This is a genomic window from Frigoribacterium sp. ACAM 257 (assembly GCF_007954365.1).
GTDB lineage: Bacteria > Actinomycetota > Actinomycetes > Actinomycetales > Microbacteriaceae > Frigoribacterium.
In genome coordinates this window covers 689088-708400 of record NZ_VOLO01000002.1, presented here as the reverse complement: position 1 = coordinate 708400, position 19313 = coordinate 689088, and the positions used below count along the sequence as shown (strand labels likewise).

The following is a 19313-nucleotide window of genomic DNA, read 5'->3' as shown; positions in this document are numbered from 1 at the left end:
GTAGCGCCGGCCCCCGACAGCGCGGGCCGGACAGCGGCGCCGGGTCAGCGGCGCCGGGTCAGCGGCGCTCGGTGTCGAACGAGTGCAGGCCCAGCTCGCCGCTCAGCCGCTCCATGAGCACGGCGCCCCGGACACTCGTGCCGAGCTCGTCGAGCGGCGGGCTGTACGACGCGGCGCCGAGACGTCCCGGGGACGAGAGGACCAGCGCGCCCGAGACGCTCGACTTGGCGGGCACGCCGACCTGGCGCATCCACCGCCCGGAGCCGTCGTAGACGCCGCACGTCGCCATCACCGACACGACGTCGCGGGCGATCGCCGCGGAGACGACCTGCTCGCCGGTCACCGGGTTCCGTCCGCCGAGCGCGAGCGTCGCGCCCATGACCGCGAGCGCCTCGGCGTCGACGAGCACGGCGCAGGCCCGGGCGTAGGCCGAGACCGCGTCGTCGGCCCCGACGTGCAGGGTGCCCTCCGAGCGCATCAGGTGGGCGAGGGCGTGGTTCCGGTCGCCGAGCAGCATCTCGGAGCCGGCCACGTCGCCGTCGACCTCGAGCTCGCGGCCCGCGAAGGCACCGAGGCCGCGGAGGGTCCGCTCGGCACGTCCGTCCGCGTCGCCGCCGTCGACGAGGGCGGCGGTCAGCAGGGCACCCGCGTTGACCATCGGGTTCGGCGGGCGCCCCGTGCCGCCCTCCAGCTTGATCGCGTCGAAGGCCTCACCGGTCGGCTCGATGCCCACGGCGTCGATGGCCGCGCCGTCGGTGTCGGCGAGCGCCAGGGCGAACAGGAACGGCTTGACCGCCGACTGGATCGAGAACGCCTGTCGGGCGTCGCCCGCCGAGACGACGGTGCCGTCGGGGCGTGCGATCGCGACGCCCAGCCAGCCCGGGTCCGCCTCGGCGAGCTGCGGCACGCTGTCGTCGACCTCGCCGCCGTCGAGGTCGCGGACGCCGTCGAGCAGGGCGGCCAGCCGCTCGTGCAGGTCGTCGCGCTGCCCGTCGCGCAGGTCGTCGCGCTGACGAGGGGTCGAGGAGGCGCGGGTCGAGTCATCGGGGTCGGTCACGTCCCCATCCTCCCGCGCCTCCTCCGGTCCGGCCCAGGCGGACTCCAGGCCTCCTCCCCTGCGTCCCTCTCCCCCGCCTCCTTCTCGAATTTGCGCGTGATCCGTCGGTCGTCGGCCGGTGCGACCGGTGAAGTGCGACGAGAAACGGCGGATCACTCTCGCTCTCCGCTGCCGGGCCGTCCGGACTCACCCGACGAGTCCGAGCCCGGTCGGCCAGACTGGACGGGTGACCACCCCGCACGACGCCGTCGAGATCCGCGCCCTGCCGTACGACCACCCTGACGTCCAGCAGCTCGTCGAGGGGCTGCAGCAGCTCTACGTCGAGCTGTACGGCGGACGTGACGACAGCCCGATCGACCGCTCCGAGTTCGTGCTGCCGCGCGGCACGTTCGCCGTCGCGTACGACACGGCGGGCGGCACGAAGGGCGGCAGGGCGGCCGGAACGGCGGTCGAGGCACCGACGCCGGCGCCGGTCGCGATGGGCGCCTGGCGCCTCCTGCCCGACGGTCGCGCCGAGCTCAAGCGCATGTTCGTGCGGCCCGACCAGCGGGGGCGCGGGCTCTCCCGGCTCGTGCTGGGCTGGCTCGAGCAGTCCGCGCGCGAGGCCGGCGTCGTCGACATGGTGATCGAGACGAACACGGTGCACGCCGAGGCGATCCGGCTCTACGAGTCGGTCGGCTACGCGCCGATCCCCGCCTACGGGCACTACGCGGACGAGCCCGAGACGGTCTCGCTCGGCCGGTCGCTCGCCGAGCGCGACTGAGCCGGAGCCGGCCGCCCCGGCTCAGCGCCGGGCGGCTCAGCGCTGCTCGAACCAGCCGCGCGGGTGCATGTCCGCGGTCAGGTCGCGCCGCGCCTGCGTCGGCCGGGCCCAGCGCACCCCGTTCGCCAGCACCCGCCGGATCTCGGGCTGGTGGTACACCGGGTACTCCTGGTCGCCGGGCGAGAAGTAGAACAGCTTGCCGAGCCCGCGCCGCCAGGTCGCTCCCGAGCGGAACACCTCGCCGCCCGTGAACGTCGACAGGAAGATCAGCTCGTCCGGCGTCGGGATGTCGAAGAACTCGCCGTACGTCTCCTGCTCGGGGATGACGAGCGGGTCGGGCACGCCCTCCGCGATCGGGTGCGTCGGCGCCACGGTCCAGACGAGCTCGCGCTCCGCCTCGTTGCGCCAGCGCAGCGAGCAGGTGGTGCCGAGGAGGCGCGTGAAGGGCTTCGAGTAGTGCCCGCTGTGCAGCACGATCAGCCCCATGCCCGCCTGCACGTGCCGCACGACGCGCTCTACGACCTCGTCGGCGACCTGCTCGTGGGCGATGTGCCCCCACCAGAGCAGGACGTCGGTGGCGGCGAGGCGCTCCTCCGTGAGGCCGTGCTCGGGATCGGCGAGGGTGGCCGTCGAGACGTCGACCTCGTCGCCGAGCAGCTCGACGAGGCCGTCGGCGACGGCGCCGTGGATGCCGTGCGGATAGTTCCGGGCGACCGTCTCGTCGCCACGGGTCTCGTGGACGTTCTCGTTCCAGACGACGACCTGCGTCCGGCCGGTCGTGACGTCGCTCATCGGACGCCTCCCTCGGAGCCGGCGCGCACGCCCGCGTCGACGTCGTCCTGCGGCACCTCGACCTCGCGCCCCTGCTCTGCCGAGGCGTAGATCGCGTCGACGACGCGGCTGCGGTGCAGCGCGTACTCGCCGTACCGGCCCTGGTAGCGGGCCTCGCCGCCCGCCGGCACCGCGCCTCCTGCGGGCTGCCCGCCCGGCTGGGCCGACGCGCCCGACCGAACCGAGGCGATGAACCCCTCGATCACGGTGCGGTGGTGCCCGGCCGGCACGTGCACGGCGGGCCGGGTCTCGGCGGGCTGCCCGAGCACGTCGGAGTAGAGGGTGAGCGTGCCGTCGGTCGCGTAGTCGTCCACGTGCAGGCGGGCGCCCCCGGTCGCGCCGAGCAGCTCGACCTCGATGTCCTCGTGCACCTTCGAGTACGAGGCCCACGACGCCTGCAGCTGGAGGCTGCCGCCGTCGTCGAGGCGGAGCAGGGCGCTCGAGAAGTCCTCGACGTCGAAGGCCGAGCCGGTCGGCGCCGACGAGACGCCGTAGACGCGACCGCCGCGACCGGCGGCGCCGAGCACCCCGTAGGCGACGGCGGACACGCTCGTCACCCTGGGCTCGCCGAGCAGGTGCAGGGCGATGTCGAGCACGTGCGAGCCGAGGTCGATCATCGGGCCGCCGCCGGAGGCCTGCTTGTTCGTGAACCACGAGCCCATGCCGGGGACGCCGGCCCGCCGCATCCAGCTCGCGCGGGCGTGGTACACGTCGCCGATCGGCTCGTCGGCGAGCCAGTCGGCGAGGAACGCGACGTCGGCGCGGCGACGGTGGTTGTACGCGACCTCGAGCACGCGGTCGGCGTCACGCGCCGCACGGACCATCTCGGCGGCGAGGTCGCCGGTGGTCGCGAGGGGCTTCTCGCAGAAGACGTGCTTGCCGCTGCGCAGGGCCGCCATCGCGATCGGGTGGTGCAGCGCGTTGGGCACGCCGATCGAGATGACGTCGAGGTCGTCCATGGCGACGACGTCCTCCCAGTCGGCGACGAGTCGCTCGACGCCGTGGGCGCTGCCGAGCTCGTGCAGGCGCGCCTCCTCCTGGCCGGCGAGGGCGACGACGCGGGCGCCCGGCAGCGACGAGAACGCCTCGAGGTGCGTGGAGCCGGCGAAGCCGAGGCCGATCACGCCCACGCGCAGCTCGGCAGGGTCGGTCGGGCGGGTCTGGTCGGACGTCATCGTTCCCTCTCGTCGTGCGGCGCTGCTCGCGGTGCGTGCTGGTCCGGCGGCCGTCCGACGGACGCGACGCAGCGCCATCCCCTCCACCGTACACAGCCCCTGGGACCGCAAATGCCGACCGGCGAGGGTCGACACGCCGCTCACGTTCGTCATCACGTGGCGTGTCGGACCCTCACGGTCGGCATGTGCGGGCGAGCCGCGGCCGCGCGCGGCTACAGCGTCGCGAGCGCCGCGTTCAGCGTCGCCGACGGCCGCATCACGGCCTCGGTCGCGGCCGCGTCCGGGTGGTAGTACCCGCCGATCTCGACGGCGTTGCCCTGCGGCGCGATCAGCTCGGAGACGATCGTCTCCTCCTGCCCGCCGAGGGTCGCCGCGAGCGACGCGAACGCCGCTGCCAGCTCGGCGTCGTCGGCCTGCGCGGCGAGCTCGTCGGCCCAGTACTTCGCCAGGAAGAAGTGGCTGCCGCGGTTGTCGATCGACCCGAGCTTGCGGCCGGGCGACTTGTTCTCGTCGAGGAACGTGCCCGTCGCGCGGTCCAGCGTGTCGGCCAGCACCTGGGCCCGGGCGTTGCCGGTCGAGACCGCGAGGTGCTCGAAGCTGACGGCCAGCGCGAGGAACTCGCCGAGGCTGTCCCACCGCAGGTAGTCCTGGTCGACGAGCTGCTGCACGTGCTTCGGCGCCGAGCCGCCGGCACCGGTCTCGAACAGGCCGCCGCCGTTGATCAGGGGCACGACCGAGAGCATCTTGGCCGAGGTGCCGAGCTCCATGATCGGGAACAGGTCGGTCAGGTAGTCGCGCAGCACGTTGCCCGTGACGGAGATCGTGTCCTCGCCGCGACGGATCCGCTCGAGCGAGAACGCCATGGCGTCGACGGGCGACATGATCTCGATCTGCAGGCCGTCGGTGTCGTGCTCGGCGAGGTAGCCGCGCACGAGCCCGATCAGGGTCGCGTCGTGGGCGCGGGTCTCGTCGAGCCAGAAGACGGCGGGCGTGCCGCTCGCGCGGGCCCGGGTGACGGCGAGCTTGACCCAGTCGCGGATCGGGACGTCCTTGGTCTGGCAGGCGCGCCAGATGTCGCCGGTCGCGACCTCGTGCTCGATCAGGACGTCGCCGGCCTGGTTCAGCACGCGCACGCTGCCGTCGGCGGGGATCTCGAAGGTCTTGTCGTGCGAGCCGTACTCCTCGGCGGCCTGGGCCATGAGCCCGACGTTCGGCACGGAGCCCATCGTCGCGGGGTCGAAGGCGCCGTTCGCGCGGCAGTCGTCGAGCACGGCCTGGTAGATGCCGGCGTAGCTCGAGTCGGGGATGACCGCGAGCGTGTCGTGCTCTTCTCCGTCGGGGCCCCACATGTGGCCCGAGGTGCGGATCATCGCGGGCATCGAGGCGTCGACGATCACGTCGGACGGCACGTGCAGGTTCGTCGTGCCCTTGTCGGAGTCGACCATGGCGAGGTCGGGCCCGTCGGCGATCCCCTGGTCGAAGGCGGCACGGATCTCGTCGCCGTTCGGCAGCGAGGCGAGCCCCTGCAGGATCCCGTTCAGGCCGTTGGCCGGGTCGAGCCCGGCGGCGCGCAGGTCGTCGCCGTACTTCTCGAACACCTGCGGGAAGAAGGCACGGATCACGTGCCCGAAGAGGATCGGGTCGCTGATCTTCATCATCGTGGCCTTGAGGTGCACCGAGAACAGCACGCCCTCGGCCTCGGCACGGGCGATCTGCGCGGCGAGGAACTCGTGCAGCGCCGCGACGTGCAGCACCGTGCCGTCGACGACCTCGCCGGCGAGCACGGGGATCGACTCGCGCAGCACGGTCGTCGTGCCGTCGGTGCCCACGTGCTCGATGCGCAGCACGTCGTCGCCGGGGATCACGACGGTCTTCTCGTTCGAGCGGAAGTCGTCGGCGCCCATGGTGGCGACGTTCGTCTTCGAGTCTCCCGTCCAGGCGCCCATGCGGTGCGGGTGCTTGCGTGCGTAGTTCTTGACGGAGAGCGGCGCACGGCGGTCGCTGTTGCCCTCGCGGAGCACCGGGTTCACGGCGCTGCCCTTGACCTTGTCGTAGCGGGCCTTGACGTCGCGCTCCTCGTCGGTCGAGGGCGAGTCCGGGTACTCGGGCAGGTCGTAGCCCTGCCCCTGCAGCTCGCGGACGGCGGCCTTCAGCTGCGGCATCGACGCGGAGATGTTCGGCAGCTTGATGATGTTGGCCTCAGGCGTCTTCGCCAGGGCCCCCAGCTCGGCGAGCGCGTCGCCCTGTCGCTGCTCGTCGGTGAGCCGCTCCGGGAACTGGCTGATGATGCGTCCGGCCAGCGAGATGTCGCGGGTCTCGACGTCGACCCCCGCGGTGCGGGCGTACGCCTGGACGATGGGCAGGAACGAGTAGGTCGCCAGCATCGGCGCCTCGTCGGTGAGCGTGTAGATGATCGTGGCCATGCGGCAGGTGCTCCTCTGGTGTCGCGCGTGCGTGCGGTCGCCCCCACGGTACTCGGCGGGGGTCTCTCGACATCAAGATACATGCCGCCTCCGACGGTCCCCTGAGGAGGCGCGGGCCGGCTCAGCGAGGCAGCGCCGGCTCGATGACGCGCGACGTCACCGACACGACCACCTCGGCGCCCGAGCCGCGCCCGGCCCGGTCGCGCAGCACCGCGGCGACGCGGGCCAGGGTCTCCGGCGTGGCCTGCCCGACGTCGGTGGCGACCGAGGCGGCGACGGTCAGCACTCCCCCGGTCCGGACGACGTCCACGAGGCCGCGGGGCCCGCCGCCGTCGATGCCGTCCGCCACGGCGGCGATCGCGGCGACCACGACCGGCCTCGCGTCGAGCACCTCGACGACGCCGTCGACCCCGCGCAGGGCGTCGGTCAGGTCGAGCGAGAGGTCGTCCAGCTCGGCCGCGGCCCCGTCGTCGTGGGCGCCGTGGTGCTGGCCGCTCGCTCGGTCCTCGGTGCTCACGACGCGCCTCCTTCGTCCAGCCACACGTCGTCGACGACGACGTGGACGGCAGCGATCCGCAGCTCGGTGTGCAGCGCGAGCGCGGAGACCGCCGCCGCGCGCAGGGCGCCGGCAGCATCGCGCAGCGGCACGCCGAACTGTGCGGTCATCGTGAGGGTCACCTCGATCGGGGCGTCCGCCTCCGTGACGTCGCCGTCGAGCTCGCTCGACCGGACGACCACCCCGTCGACGGCGTCGCCGACCTGGCGCAGCAGCCCGCGGACCGCGGCCTCGGTCACGCCGAGGCGCACGCCGGGGTCGGGGTGCCGGAGGGGGATGTCGCGTCCGCCGACGACCTCGGCCTTGATCGAGTCGATCAGCCCGGCGATCCAGGTGTCGTCGCGCGAAGGCAGGCGCGACGCCTCGTCCTCGAGCACCGACAGCGAGAGGCCGCGGACCCGCTCGAGCGCCCGCAGCGCGAGCCGGCACTCCGCGCTCGCCTCGATGCCGGGGTCGCGGGGCGTGCGACCGCGGTCGAGGTAGTCCTCGAGCTCGTCCAGCGTGCGGCCGTCCACGAGCTCGTCCTGGTCCGCAGGCTGCTGGGGCACGCCGGACGCTTCCGGCACGCGCACGTCGTCGTCGTGGTCGCTCATCGCCAGGCCTCCATCTCGTGGAGCAGGAACTTGCGGGCCCGGGCGATCTGCCCGCGCACGGTCGAGACGGGGAGCTGCAGGGCCTCCGCGATCTCCGCGTACGACCAGCCGCCGGTCTCCCGCAACAGCCAACACCGTCGCTGGTCGAGGGGCAGCTTGTCGAGGGCCGTCCACATCGCGTCCAGCTGCAGCCGCGACTCGACGACGCGCTCCGGTCCCGCGGCGCGCGACGCCGGGGCGTCGTGGGCGTCGATGTCGTCGTGGTCGCGGCGCACGCGGAGCCGGTCGATGCTCTTGTTGCTCACGATGCGCATCAGCCAGGGCCGCAGGCGGGACGGGTCCTCGAGGTCGGACAGGCGCCTCCAGGCGGTCAGGAACGCGTCCTGCACGACGTCGTCCGACTCGAGGTCGGTGCCGAGCAGTCGGCCGGCGTAGACGCGCATCAGCGGGCCGTGCCGGCGGGCGACGACCTCGAACGCGTGCACGTCGCCGTCGCGGGCGCGGACCGCCAGGGTCGCGTCGGTCGCGGACGAGAGCGGGTCGACGACGGGCTCGGGACCGGGGACCTCGTCGGGCGTCGGCTTGCCGGAGATGTCGTCCTCCTCCGGCTCGGCCCGCGGCCGAGGTCACGGCCGTCGCGCCTCCGAGGATGCCACCGCGTGCGGCGCGGGCGTCCAGCACTGGCCGCTGACCGAGTGGCCGGGCAGCCGCGGGGCGCGCCCGGGGCGGTCGTTCTGCCCCTGTTCTGGGGCACCTCCTCGACCAGTCGCCGCGCTGACGGGTGCCGAAGATCCTTCATGTCCTGTGGATCTGTGACGTTCTCGCCTCGGCGGACGTCTTGAAGGTGCACGAGCCCCTCACCAGGAGGCGCGCGCAGCAGGGCAGAGCACCGAGAGGACCACGCATGACCACGACGAGCACAGGACCCGTCACCACGGCGCGACCCACCACCGACGCCGACCTCCCCGCCCCGTTCCGCCGCTCCGAGGACGGCGGCGACGACCTCGGCGAGGCCGCCGCCCGGCTCGAGGAGCTCTACGGCGGTCGCCGCTTCCGGGTCCGCACCAGCACCGAGCCGTTCCGCTGGCGCTACGCCTCGGCGGGCGACGACCGGCTGAGCCTCCGCACCTCGACCATCACGGGCCACCTCCAGGGCGAGGTGCCCTGGTCGACGGAGTACGTGATGTCGTGGTTCCGGCACGGCAGCGGCACCCTCGCCAGCCGGGGCGGCTCGTTCGCGAGCATCGGCGGCGAGCCGTTCCTGCTGCCCGCCGAGGCGTCGTTCTCGTTCACGCTGACGCCGCACCGCAACTCGCTGGTGCACGCCTCGGCCGACTTCCTCGAGCAGGTCGCCACCGAGCGCCACGGCGGCCCGCCGCAGCGCGTCCTCTTCCAGCCCGGTCCCACGCTGTCGGCCGAGGCCCTGGCGACCTGGCGCACGAGCGTCGCGGGGGCCACGGCCGCCGTCGTCGACGAGGACGTCCCGCCGCTGGCCCGCCTCGAGGGGCAGCTCACGTTCGCGCGGGCGATGCTCGACCTGTTCCCGTGGCGCGCCGTCGACGTGCCGCGCAGCATCCGCACGCCGCGCACGGCGCGGCTCCGCGAGGCCGCCGAGTACGTGCACGCCTACGCCGACCAGGCCATCACGCCGACCGACGTGGCGAATGCCGTCGGCATGCACACCCGCACGCTGCAGCAGGCCATGAGCACCCACCTCGGCATGTCGCCGACGAGCTACCTGCGGCAGGTGCGGCTCGACCGCGCCCACCGGGAGTTGCTCGAGGCGTCTCCCCGGGAGGCGCTCGTCTCCGAGGTCGCCCGTCGCTGGGGCTTCGGCAACCTGGGCCGCTTCTCGGCGGCCTACCTCGCCCGCTTCGGCGAGTACCCCCGCGACACCCTGGCCCGCTAGGGCATCCCCCAGCCGGGGAGGCGACGGCCCTCGTCCAGAAAACGAGCCCCGCCTCCCCGGATGCTGAGAGCAAGCTGAACGACCGTGACACCACCAGCCCTCGATGCGTCTGAATGATGAGTCCCACACCGGGGCCCCGGAAGACCACCTGGTCGTCCACACGAACAACCCACGCACACCACGAACTGAGGAGCACCACATGACCAACGTCGCCCCCGCCACCAACTCCGTCGCGAAGCACACCTCCGACGCCGCGGGCAAGAACACGATCGCCGACGGCGTCGTCTCGAAGGTCGCCGGCATCGCCGCCCGCCAGGTCCCCGGCGTGCACGACCTGGGCAACGGAGCCGCCCGTGCGATCGGCGCGATCCGCAACGCCATCAACCAGCAGGACCGCGGCCAGGGCGTCTCCGTCGAGGTCGGCGAGAAGCAGGTCGCTGCCGACATCGTGATCGTCGCCGAGTACCCCGTCGACCTGCAGCAGGTCGCCGACGAGGTCCGCTCGTCCGTCACCGACGCCATCTCGCAGGTCGTCGGCATGGAGGTCACCGAGGTCAACGTCACCGTCTCCGACGTGTACATCCCCTCCGAGGACGACAACGACGACAACAACGACAGCCGCGTCCAGTAATGACTGCGACGAACAGAGGCATGCTCGTCGGCGCGGTCCTCGCGCTGGCGGCCCTGCAGTTCGGCTTCGGAGGCCTCCTCCTGGTCGCCCTCGCGATCGTGATCGGCTACTTCGTCGGTCGCTTCACCGAGGGCAAGCTGGACGTCCGCGGTGTCGCGGACGCCCTCCGCGGGCGGCGGTCCTCGTGACCGCGGCGGTGACGGCCGACCAGGCCTCCCACGGCCGCACCGTGATCACGTCGCGCGCCGTGCGCCGTGTGGTGTCGGCCGTCACCGCGGAGGCACTGGACGCGAAGGCGTCCGACGTGTCCGTGGAGCTGACCGACCGTGACGGCGGGCTCACCCTCGTCGCCAAGGCACCCGTGCGCATCACGCCGCTCGGCCTGCCGAACCGCGCGTCGGGCACCCTGCTGGACCGGCTGACGTCGGCCCAGTCCACCATCCGGGAGCGCGTCCTGAAGCTCACCGGAACCGAAGTCGAACGCGTCGACCTGCAGATCACCGGCGCCGAGCTCAGCCAGAGGAGGCGGGTCTCATGAGCACCAGCACCACCTACCGCCGCATCCTCCGCCGGGAGACGCACTCGTCGAGGTCCGGCATCGCCGTGACCCTCGCCGTCCTGCTCATCCTGGTGTTCGCCTGGATCGGCACAGAATCTGTCCTGGCCGCCGTCGGCACCGCGCCCCTCCTGGTCGCTCCCGCCGATGCCGCGTCCGCGGTCCTCGGGGCAGCCGGCGCACCGGTCGGCGCGCTCACCGCGATCGGCGTCGTCGTCGCGATCATCGGCCTCGTGCTGATCGTCGTGTCGCTCGCCCCCGGTCGCCGTGGTCGCCGTGCCGCCGGTGCCGACCGCACCGCGGCCGTCGTCGACGACCGGGTCATCGCCCGGTCGCTCGCCCGCACCGCCAGCTTCGCCGGCGACGTCCACCCCGACCGGGTGAGCGTCAGCGTCGGCAAGAAGGTCGCACTGGTCGAGATCGACCCCGTCACGGGACGCACGGCCGACCTCCGCAGCATCGAGGAGGCGGTCCGCGACGAGATCTCGGGCTACGACTACACCCCGGCGCTCCGCCCCCGCGTGAAGCTGTCGAAGAAGAAGGGCAAGGTCGGCCGATGAACGACACCAACCGCGGTCTCAACCGCTTCGTCGTGTTCCTCGTGGGCCTGGTGCTCCTCCTCGCCGGTGCTGCCGTCGCGGTGGGCGCCCTCTGGCCAGACGTGCAGCAGACGGTCTCGGACGGCGCGTCCGACGCCGAGGGCCAGGTGACGGACGCCCTCTCGGGCGGCCAGGTCTGGATCCTCTGGGTCGCTGCAGCGGCCTGCGCCGTGCTGATCGTCCTGCTCGTCGCGTTCATCGTCCGTCAGGGCGGCGGCCGCACGAGCACGCTGATCGACCTCTCCGAGTCCGGCGACAGCCACTCGCCGACCGGCGGCCACGTGGTCGTGGACGCGAAGGTCGCCGCGAACGTGCTCGAGGAGGCCCTGTCGAACACGCCGGGCGTCCTCGCCGCCGACGTCGTCGCGTTCCGCGTGAAGGGCGAGAACGTCCTCCGCGTGACCGTGGACGCCCGCCGCGGCGCCTCGCCGGTCGATCTGCGCCGCGCCGTCGACGAGGCGGTCGTCCGCTGGGACGAGTTGCTCGGCACGGTCACCCCGGTGGTCGTCCAGATCAACGGCGGCCTCCGCACGCAGATGTCGTCGGCCACGCGCCTCGACTGACGCCGCTCCACCCCGCACCACCCGGACGGCCCTCGCTCTCACACGAGGGCGGGGGCCGTCCGCGTCCCGCCCGGGACGCCCGCGAGCAGCCACCGGCGCTCCCCCGAACCTCCGGACCACACGGTCCGCACCCTCCAGGAAGGACGGCCCCTCGTGACCGACTCCGCGCACCACGTGACCCCCATCGACCTCGACGACGCAGGCCCCGCCGAGGCGGAGAAGCCCGAGCAGGCCCTGCACCGCATGATCGCCGTGACGGCCCTCGGCACCACGGGCGTCCACAAGCTCGGCACCACGGCCGCCCGCGTGGCCGGTGCCCTCCGCACCGCCGTCGGCGCCACCTCCACCCCCGGCATCCGCACGAGCACCACCGACGCCGGGCTGCTGGTCGAGGTGTCGGTCGTGGCCGAGTACCCCGCGAAGGTGACAGACGTCGCCGACCACGTCCGCACGGCCGTCCAGCACGCCGTCGGCCAGGTCGGGGACGAGGCCGTCACGGTCGACGTGGCCGTCACCGACGTCCACGGCCCGTTCGACGAGGCCGACGAGGCCCGCCGTCAGGCCGCGGCCGATAAGCGCAAGGCGGCGCTCGCCGACGCCCGCGACTCGGCGAAGGCGAAGGCCGGGCAGGTCCGCGACACCGTCGCCGACCGCGCCGGCCAGGTGGGCGACGCACTGAAGGAGGGGGCCGACAAGGCCTCCGACACCATCCAGGAGAAGGCCGCGCAGGTCGCCGACAAGGCGGACGAGGTCCGCGAGGCCGCGTCCGACAAGGCCGACGAGGTCCGCGTGGCAGCGTCCGGCAAGGCCGGCGGGCTCGGCGACCAGGCGAGCCGCAAGGCCGACGAGCTCGGCGACCAGGCGCGTGACCTCCGCGACGAGGCGAGCCGTCGCGGCGACGACGCGGCCGCGAGCGCAGGAGGCGCCGCCTCCGACGCGAAGGACGCCGCCGGCGACCTCCTGGACGCCGCCCGTACCCGCGCCGCCGACGCTCTCGACTCCCTCTCGGACGCGTCCGACCGGGCCGGCGACGACCAGGACCGCGACCGTGCCGAGACCGCGAGCGACGCCTCCTCGTCGACCAGCGCCTCCTCGACCGACGCTGCTGCTGCCTCGGACGACGTCGTCACCGACGTCCCCGACGGCACGACCGTGACGGTCACCGTCGAGGACGGCGACACCACCGTCGTCGTCGACACCCCGGACGACGCTCGCCGCGACGGCGACACCGACGACCAGGGCACCTCCGCCCGCTGATCCGCAGCACCACCACCACCACCACCACCTGACCGCGAGAGGCCACGACGATGTTCGGACGCACCACAATGTCGACCCGACGAGCGCGGCCCCGTGCCGTCTGGGCGGCGCTCGTCACCTCCGCGGTGCTCTGCTTCCTGGTCGTGGTGGGGGTCTTCGTGCCCGTCCTCGGCCTGATCGGTGCGGCCGACGGCGGCACGGCCGGGGCCCTCGACGTCCCGGTCGGCTCGATCGCCGCGGCCGCCGTGATCGGCTACCTGCTCGCGGTCGTGCTGCTGGCGCTGATCCTCGTGGTCCGCAACGGGGCGCTCGCCTGGGTGCTCGGCGTCGCCGCCGTGATCTCGACGCTGCTCGTGTCGCTCTGGCCGCTGCTCGCGACCGCGCTCGCGGGAGTCGACCAGGCGCGCGACGTCGGTCCGTTCATCCAGGAGCTCCTCCAGCGCTTCAGCTGACCCGCTGCTCCGCCGCTCTGCCGCCGCTCCGCCGCTCTGCCGCCGACTCCCTCGAGGGCGGGTGATTCGGGTCGAGGGCGGGTGATTCGGGTCGAGGGCGGGTCCTCCGCGACCCGCCCTCGGCCCGGAAGACCCGCCCTCGACGTGTTCCGCCCGCGACTCGGCGCCGGGGCTCAGCGCTGCAGCTCGGCGAGCAGCCGCTCGACGCGGCCGCGGATGTCGTCGCGGATCGGCCGGACCGCCTCGATGCCCTGGCCGGCGGGGTCGGCGAGCTCCCAGTCCTCGTAGCGCTTGCCGGGGAAGATCGGGCAGACGTCGCCGCAGCCCATCGTCACGACGGCGTCCGAGGCGTGCACCTGCTCGGTCGTCATGAGCTGGGGCACGGCCGTCGAGATGTCGATGCCGACCTCGGCCATCGCCTGCACGGCGACGGGGTTGACGCTCTCGCCGGGCTCGCTGCCGCCCGACCGCACCTCCACAGCTCCGTCGGACAGTGAGCGCATGAAGCCGGCGGCCATCTGCGACCTCCCAGCGTTGTGGACGCAGACGAACAGGACGACGGGCTTCGAGCTCATGACGTCATCCTGGCCCACATCGCTCTCCCGTTCCTGAGGGCGGGTCCCCTGCGTCGAGGGCGGGTCCGCGGCGACCCGCCCTCGGCGCAAGCGACCCGCCCTCGACCAGATCCACGGGCGAGCAGCGAGCGGGCGGGTGCTCAGGCCGAGCCGAGCACGACGCCGAGCGCGCCGGCCGCGACGGCCAGCACGAGCACGCCGAGCCCGTACGCGACAGACGGCCCCCAGCGGCGCTCGGCGAGCAGCCGCACGGTCTCGACGCTGGCCGTGCTGAAGGTCGTGTAGCCGCCCATCAGGCCGCCTCCGAGCACGAGCAGCCACGCGGGCGCGAGAGCCGAGGAGGCGGCGAGCCCGGTGAGCAGGCCGAGCACGAACGAGCCCCCCACGTTCACCACCGCCGTGGCGAGCGGAAGGCGCGTCGACGCCGCTGCCCGGACGACCCCGTCGACGACGAGCCGCAACGCGGCGCCGACGCCGCCGGCCAGCGCCACGGCGACGAACAGCCACGGGGCGATCACGAGCGACCCCGTGCGCGGGCGAGCACGCCGCCGAGCGCGATGCCGCCGGCCGCGGCGAGCGCCCCGGCGACGACCGACCCGAGCGCGTACGCGAGCGCGATGCCGGTGTGCCCGTCGAGCAGCAGCCCCGTGTCGACGGCGAGCGCGCTGTACGTCGTGAAGCCGCCGAGCACGCCGGTGCCGACGAGGAGGCGGAGGTCACGCCGTCGTCCGTGGTCGGGCCCACGGCGCACCAGCGACTCGAGCAGCAGGCCGAGGGCGAACGAGCCCACGACGTTGATCACGGCGATCGTGACGGGCAGCGTGCCGGGCGCCGCAGGGATGGACAGGGCCAGTGCCTCCCGGGCCCCGGTGCCGACGGTGCCCCCGACGACGACGAGGCCGAGCGACCGCCAGCGCAGGTGCACCGGCCGGGCCGCCGCCTCCTCGGCTCGCAGGTCGCCGTCCCCGGGGTCGGCCGGCGGCGGTGCGGTCACGTGCGCCTCCCCGGTCTCGTGCCGACGGGCGCGGCACCTCGGCAGTCAACCACGCACGAGGGCCCCGGGTCGGCGACGACCCGAGGCCCTGCACGAGCGAGTGGTGCGCCTAGAGCTCGATCTTCTGGTTGTCGGCGTCCAGTGCGTCGCCGGTCACCTTCGACTTGACGAACGAGAGGGCCGAGGCGACCTTGCCGCCGGGGCTGTCCCAGTACTCGGCGCTGTCGGCGGAGAACTTGACGAGTCCGACGGTCGGGTCGGACGGGCCCTCCGGGAACCACGCCTCGACGCGGCTGTTCCACAGCTGCTCGAGCTTCGCGTGGTCGTCGACGACGGCTGCGGTGCCGGCGAGCGAGACCCACGAGTCGCGGGCACTGAGGGTGACGCCGACGGTGTCCTTGCGCTGGAGGTGCGCGACGGCCGTCGAGCCGAGGCCGACGATGAACCAGAGGTCGCCGTCGAACTCCGTCTCCTGCAGGGTCATCGGGTGCCCGACGAGGGCCCCCTTCTCGTCGATGGTGGTGAGCATCGCGAAGTCGAAGTCGCCGAGCAGCTTGGCGAGCTTGGCGACGTCGTCGTGATGGGTGGTGCTGGTGCTGTCGGCCACGAGTGGCTCCTTCCGTCCGTCGGCCTGGGCCGACACGAGTCGAGCGGGGGTGGTGCTCCGCCCACACTGCTCCCCCGGGCGCCCCGGATGCACGGCTCCCGACGCGGGACCTCGGAGACCGTTCCCAGCCGGAGGCGCGTCTCCCGCTCCGACTCCCGCTCGCAGAGGTCCCGACGTACGCTGTCCCTGCACGTCCCCCGGCGCGAAGGACTCCCATGCGACACGACGGTCACCCCGACGACCAGCCTGCCGACCTCTCCGACGACGGTCCGGCGACGGGACCGGCCGGGGAGGCGCACGAGGCGGGGCGGGAACGCCCCGTGACCGACGCTGTCGCGCAGGAGGCGCCTCCCGCGTCCGACCTGGACGCCTGGTCGGAAGAGAGGCACCGCGAGCTCGAGCTCTACCTCGAGCACGACCGCGAGGTCGAGTCCCTGCGCCGTCGCGAGCTCGAGGCCGCCGAGCGCACCCGACGCGAGCGGGCCGCGCGCCTGCGTGAGGCCGAGCTGCCGCCCGAGCTGCGCAACGCGGACGACGACGACTGGGTCCCCGGTCGACGGCGACGGCTCGTCATGGGCACCTCTCGCGTCGTCGCGGCGATCGCCTTGGTCGCGGTGCTGGCGCTCGCCGTCACGGCGGTCTTCTAGGCGGACTGGGGGCACTGCGACGGAAGCGGCTACTCGGTGATCTCCGCGTCGTCCTGGGCGCTGAGGTAGAGGCGGTGGCTCGTGATGATGACCGCCAGCCAGCCGGTGCCCGTCACCCAGCCGACGGCGACGTCGGTGAACCAGTGCGCGCCGAGCAGCACCCGGGACAGCCCGACGGTGACCGCAGCGGCGGCGGCCCCGCTGATGACGGCGACCTGCGGGCCGTTCCTCTCCTGCCGCAGGGCGACGAGGTAGGCGAGCACGCCGAGGATCGTGGTCGTGTTCAGGGTGTGCCCTGAGGGGAACGACGGCGACTTCTCGAAGGGCGGGATCGCCTCGTGCTGCGGCGGCCGGTTGCGGGCGATCAGCTTCTTGCCGATGAGGGTCATGGCCAGTGAGCCGGCTCCCGCGGCCACGATCACGGTGACCGGGTTCGCTCGTCTGTCGCGCACGCCGAAGGCCACGGCGGCGCCGACGGTGAGCGCGGGCATCGCGATCGGGCCGAACACGTGGGCGATGGTGGCGGCGGCACCGTTGACGACGGGAGAACGCAGCGACTTCGCCTTCTCCAGCGCCGGACGATCGAGGCGGCCGATGCCGTCGCGATCGGTCACGCCGTCATAGATGTAGGCGGCTCCGGCCGTCGCGGCGGCGAGGATGCTCCCCCCGACGACGAGCGTGCCGACGAGCGCGCGGCGAGCGCCCACGCGCTTGGCGACCTCCCGGTGCTGCGACGCGAGCCGCCGTCCCGCCGGGGACCGCCACTCGGTGAGGTCACGGGGCCCGATCCGCCGGTCCGCCCTGTCCGACCGCCCACTTCGGGAAGCGCCCCTCCGCGTCGTCGTCACGTCGGCAGCATCAGAGGTGCGAGTCATGGAGTCAGTCTGCCTGGCTGGTGCGCCTCGCCTCTCAGAGGGCTTCGCCCCGAGTCCCGTTCCGCCTCCCTCCGGGGCGCAGGAAGCAGGCCGAAGGACCAGTGCACGGATCGTCGGCGATCCCCTATGCTGACGCCGTAGTCGAGGATCCGTCGGCTCGCGCTCCACAGCAGGAACACCGCCTCCCTCCGACTTCGCTGACCTTCCCTACACCGGAAGAAGACGAGGCCCGAACTCTGCCGGCGGTGGCGATGCCGATGATCGGAGACACATGTCCAAGCGCGGCCTCTCGTTGTTCAAGGCAGTGATCGCCTTCATCGGGGCACTCGTCATCGCCGTGTTCGTGGTGCCGCAGATGATGACCATCATCGGACAGCCGACGATCGATCAAGGCACTCGCCCTCTCGTGATGGTGACGACGACGGGAGGAAATCGCGACTACCAGCTGAGGGTCCGCAACTACGTCGACGATCACGGCGAGTACTCGTTCGTCCTCTCCATAGTCGATGACGACGTCACCTACGACAGCGGAGGCAACGCGTTCGAGGTCGATGTCCAGATAACGATGGCCCATCTCGCCTCGAGCCCGGGCATGAGCTGCGGTCCGGAGAGCGGGGTTGCCTCGACTGTCGAGACGGCAAGCCTGAACGCCGGGGCCCGCCGGATGCTGGCCGTCGACGCGAACTCCGGGTCACGCTCGTCGACCCTCCAGGCCACGGGGGGTGATGACCTCGATCCTGCTGCAGGAGGTGGCGCCCCGGCCCCGTCGGGCCAGGCCCCGAACCTCGAGGCCCTCTACGACGACTTCGTCTTCGACCGATACACGACACAGATGTCGCTCCTGGATGACTCCTATGTCTACGACACCGCCAGCGAGAGCAACGGGTTCACCTGGGCGGTCGAGTGCCGGATCGACAACGCCCTGGTCTGGCGGACGACGGACGCGGCGGAACCGGTCGAGCAGGCCCAGGCGACCTTCTTCGCCCCGGAGTTCGACTTCGGCCCGCAGGGAACGACGTCCGATTACCAACGGGACATGGACATCACGATGTCGCTGGCGCGGGCTGACGGACTAGACCTCGTCCGCTCCTACCCGGAGAGCGAAGTCGGAGCGCGAGACTGGCGTACGACCTACTCGAACCAGTGGAACGGCGAACTGGGCCAAGAAGGCAACTTCGGGTACGCGACGGGGCCGACCTTCATCCTAGCCAACCGGGATGCCGTCAAGGAGGACCAGAACTTCTTGCTGTTCGGAGGAGTCCTGCTCGGTCTCGCACTCACGTTGTTCATCCGCGGCCTGAGCGACCTGGCCGACGGGACCCTCCTCCGAGAGGACGGATGACGAGGCACGTGGACGCTCTCGGAGTCCCGCCGCTCTGACCGTCACATGCTCGGGAACGAACCGCGACCCTGAGGACGGGACAGCGCACCACGGCGACCTGTGCCCCTGGAGGGACTCGAACCCCCAACCCTTTCCTTAGGACGGAACTGCTCTTCCATTGAGCTACAGAGGCTGACCGGACGAGTCTACCGAACCCGCACCTCCTCGTCGCGGCGCCGCACCTCCTGGCCAGCCCAACGGAACTTGCACAGCGCACCGGGTTCCGTGCACTGCACCGGGACTAGACGCGGTGCAGTGTACGAAAGTCGGTGTGAAGCCCGTGCCGGCGCGAGACCCACCAATTGCAGCGCGCGAGCTCACGCCGCCGCGAGGTACTCGTCCCACTCGGCCTGCGGCCGGTCGGTCCCGCGCACGACCCAGCCGACGCCGTGCGGCGCCTTCGGCTGCCAGCGCAGGGCCCAGCCCATCTCCGCCGGCGTCCGGTCGCTCTTGACGTTGTTGCAGCGGAGGCAGCACGCGACCAGGTTCTCCCAGCTGTCCGCGCCTCCTCGTGACCGCGGCTGCACGTGGTCGATCGTCGACGCCGACCGGCCGCAGTAGGCGCAGTGGTGCGCGTCGCGGCGCAGCACCCCGCGGCGCGAGACGGGCACGGTGCGGCCGTGCGGGATGCGGACGTAGCGCGTCAGCACGATCACCGACGGGCGGTCGAAGGCGAACCCGGCGCCGAGCACGGGGTGGTCGGCGTCGGCCGTCACGACCGTCGCCTTCTGGGTCATGACGAGCACGAGGGCCCGACGGAACGACACGACGGCGAGGGGCTCGAAGCCGGCGTTGAGGACGAGAGTGCGCATGCTTTCCCTTTCGAAGCACCCTGGACGGCTTCCAGGGATTCGACTGCTCTCGGGGCA

At 72.7% G+C, this 19313-nt stretch carries 24 protein-coding genes and 1 tRNA gene; 11 read left to right on the top strand and 14 right to left on the bottom strand.

Going from position 1 to position 19313, the window contains the following annotated elements:
• Positions 1-58: 58 nt before the first annotated feature.
• Entirely contained in the window at positions 59-1057 is a 999-nt protein-coding gene (gene glsA, locus ES689_RS09805) for a glutaminase A (protein WP_223269504.1), read from the bottom strand.
• Positions 1058-1283: 226 nt separating this feature from the next.
• Here glsA and ES689_RS09800 point away from each other — a divergent pair, with 226 nt between their 5' ends.
• A complete protein-coding gene (locus ES689_RS09800) occupies positions 1284-1820 on the top strand; it encodes a GNAT family N-acetyltransferase (protein WP_146903480.1) in 537 nt (178 codons plus the stop codon).
• A gap of 36 nt (positions 1821-1856) precedes the next feature.
• Here ES689_RS09800 and ES689_RS09795 read toward each other — a convergent pair whose 3' ends face one another.
• From ES689_RS09795 to ES689_RS09770, 6 genes are all read right to left on the bottom strand, one after another.
• Positions 1857-2612 carry a ThuA domain-containing protein gene (locus tag ES689_RS09795; protein ID WP_146903477.1) on the bottom strand — a complete coding sequence of 252 codons (756 nt, stop codon included), beginning with the start codon at positions 2610-2612 and terminating at the stop codon, positions 1857-1859.
• Positions 2609-3826: a Gfo/Idh/MocA family protein gene (locus ES689_RS09790; protein ID WP_146903474.1), complete on the bottom strand. Its 1218-nt coding sequence runs from the start codon at positions 3824-3826 to the stop codon at positions 2609-2611. Before ES689_RS09790 ends, ES689_RS09795 begins: the two co-directional genes overlap by 4 nt.
• A 212-nt stretch (positions 3827-4038) precedes the next feature.
• The gene (locus tag ES689_RS09785; RefSeq protein ID WP_146903471.1) at positions 4039-6249 is read right to left on the bottom strand and encodes an NADP-dependent isocitrate dehydrogenase; all 2211 of its coding nucleotides are present in this window, start codon (positions 6247-6249) and stop codon (positions 4039-4041) included.
• A gap of 121 nt (positions 6250-6370) precedes the next feature.
• The gene (locus ES689_RS09780; protein ID WP_146903468.1) at positions 6371-6766 is read right to left on the bottom strand and encodes a hypothetical protein; all 396 of its coding nucleotides are present in this window, start codon (positions 6764-6766) and stop codon (positions 6371-6373) included.
• Entirely contained in the window at positions 6763-7398 is a 636-nt protein-coding gene (locus tag ES689_RS09775) for a hypothetical protein (RefSeq protein WP_146903465.1), read from the bottom strand. Before ES689_RS09775 ends, ES689_RS09780 begins: the two co-directional genes overlap by 4 nt.
• Positions 7395-7883, bottom strand: coding sequence for an RNA polymerase sigma factor (locus ES689_RS09770; protein ID WP_255515948.1), 489 nt, complete (start codon positions 7881-7883; stop codon positions 7395-7397). The genes ES689_RS09775 and ES689_RS09770 overlap by 4 nt, the downstream gene beginning before the upstream one ends.
• Before the next feature lie 419 nt (positions 7884-8302).
• Here ES689_RS09770 and ES689_RS09765 point away from each other — a divergent pair, with 419 nt between their 5' ends.
• The 8 genes from ES689_RS09765 (at position 8303) to ES689_RS09730 (ending at position 13365) form a co-directional block, all read left to right on the top strand.
• Positions 8303-9307 carry a helix-turn-helix domain-containing protein gene (locus tag ES689_RS09765; RefSeq protein ID WP_146903460.1) on the top strand — a complete coding sequence of 335 codons (1005 nt, stop codon included), beginning with the start codon at positions 8303-8305 and terminating at the stop codon, positions 9305-9307.
• A gap of 199 nt (positions 9308-9506) precedes the next feature.
• Positions 9507-9938, top strand: coding sequence for an Asp23/Gls24 family envelope stress response protein (locus ES689_RS09760; protein ID WP_146903457.1), 432 nt, complete (start codon positions 9507-9509; stop codon positions 9936-9938).
• Positions 9938-10126: a DUF2273 domain-containing protein gene (locus ES689_RS09755; RefSeq protein WP_123547931.1), complete on the top strand. Its 189-nt coding sequence runs from the start codon at positions 9938-9940 to the stop codon at positions 10124-10126. Before ES689_RS09760 ends, ES689_RS09755 begins: the two co-directional genes overlap by 1 nt.
• On the top strand, positions 10123-10476 hold the full coding sequence (locus tag ES689_RS09750; protein WP_133738387.1) for a hypothetical protein: 354 nt from the start codon (positions 10123-10125) through the stop codon (positions 10474-10476). The genes ES689_RS09755 and ES689_RS09750 overlap by 4 nt, the downstream gene beginning before the upstream one ends.
• The gene (locus tag ES689_RS09745) at positions 10473-11054 is read left to right on the top strand and encodes a DUF6286 domain-containing protein (RefSeq protein ID WP_146903454.1); all 582 of its coding nucleotides are present in this window, start codon (positions 10473-10475) and stop codon (positions 11052-11054) included. Before ES689_RS09750 ends, ES689_RS09745 begins: the two co-directional genes overlap by 4 nt.
• Entirely contained in the window at positions 11051-11656 is a 606-nt protein-coding gene (locus ES689_RS09740) for a hypothetical protein (RefSeq protein ID WP_146903452.1), read from the top strand. Before ES689_RS09745 ends, ES689_RS09740 begins: the two co-directional genes overlap by 4 nt.
• A 153-nt stretch (positions 11657-11809) precedes the next feature.
• Positions 11810-12913: an Asp23/Gls24 family envelope stress response protein gene (locus ES689_RS09735; RefSeq protein ID WP_146903449.1), complete on the top strand. Its 1104-nt coding sequence runs from the start codon at positions 11810-11812 to the stop codon at positions 12911-12913.
• A gap of 68 nt (positions 12914-12981) precedes the next feature.
• Entirely contained in the window at positions 12982-13365 is a 384-nt protein-coding gene (locus ES689_RS09730; protein WP_223269503.1) for a hypothetical protein, read from the top strand.
• 173 nt (positions 13366-13538) lie between these two features.
• On the opposite strand, the gene ES689_RS09725 is transcribed toward ES689_RS09730, so the two are convergent.
• From ES689_RS09725 to ES689_RS09710, 4 genes are all read right to left on the bottom strand, one after another.
• On the bottom strand, positions 13539-13940 hold the full coding sequence (locus tag ES689_RS09725) for an arsenate reductase ArsC (RefSeq protein WP_146903443.1): 402 nt from the start codon (positions 13938-13940) through the stop codon (positions 13539-13541).
• Between the two features lie 140 nt (positions 13941-14080).
• On the bottom strand, positions 14081-14455 hold the full coding sequence (crcB, locus tag ES689_RS09720) for a fluoride efflux transporter CrcB (RefSeq protein ID WP_146903679.1): 375 nt from the start codon (positions 14453-14455) through the stop codon (positions 14081-14083).
• On the bottom strand, positions 14455-14865 hold the full coding sequence (locus ES689_RS09715; protein WP_146903675.1) for a CrcB family protein: 411 nt from the start codon (positions 14863-14865) through the stop codon (positions 14455-14457). Before ES689_RS09715 ends, crcB begins: the two co-directional genes overlap by 1 nt.
• A gap of 178 nt (positions 14866-15043) precedes the next feature.
• On the bottom strand, positions 15044-15541 hold the full coding sequence (locus ES689_RS09710; RefSeq protein ID WP_123547924.1) for a pyridoxamine 5'-phosphate oxidase family protein: 498 nt from the start codon (positions 15539-15541) through the stop codon (positions 15044-15046).
• Positions 15542-15756: 215 nt separating this feature from the next.
• On the opposite strand from ES689_RS09710, the gene ES689_RS09705 reads away from it, so the two are divergent.
• Positions 15757-16188 carry a hypothetical protein gene (locus tag ES689_RS09705; protein ID WP_146903439.1) on the top strand — a complete coding sequence of 144 codons (432 nt, stop codon included), beginning with the start codon at positions 15757-15759 and terminating at the stop codon, positions 16186-16188.
• 29 nt (positions 16189-16217) lie between these two features.
• Here ES689_RS09705 and ES689_RS09700 read toward each other — a convergent pair whose 3' ends face one another.
• Positions 16218-17063 (bottom strand): phosphatase PAP2 family protein, encoded by an 846-nt coding sequence (locus ES689_RS09700; protein WP_146903436.1) that lies wholly within the window; start codon positions 17061-17063, stop codon positions 16218-16220.
• Positions 17064-17334: 271 nt separating this feature from the next.
• On the opposite strand from ES689_RS09700, the gene ES689_RS09695 reads away from it, so the two are divergent.
• On the top strand, positions 17335-18405 hold the full coding sequence (locus tag ES689_RS09695; RefSeq protein ID WP_146903433.1) for a hypothetical protein: 1071 nt from the start codon (positions 17335-17337) through the stop codon (positions 18403-18405).
• 100 nt (positions 18406-18505) lie between these two features.
• Here ES689_RS09695 and ES689_RS09690 read toward each other — a convergent pair.
• Positions 18506-18577, bottom strand: a tRNA-Arg gene (locus tag ES689_RS09690).
• A 184-nt stretch (positions 18578-18761) separates the two neighbouring features.
• Positions 18762-19256: an HNH endonuclease gene (locus ES689_RS09685; RefSeq protein ID WP_146903430.1), complete on the bottom strand. Its 495-nt coding sequence runs from the start codon at positions 19254-19256 to the stop codon at positions 18762-18764.
• Positions 19257-19313: the final 57 nt, after the last annotated feature.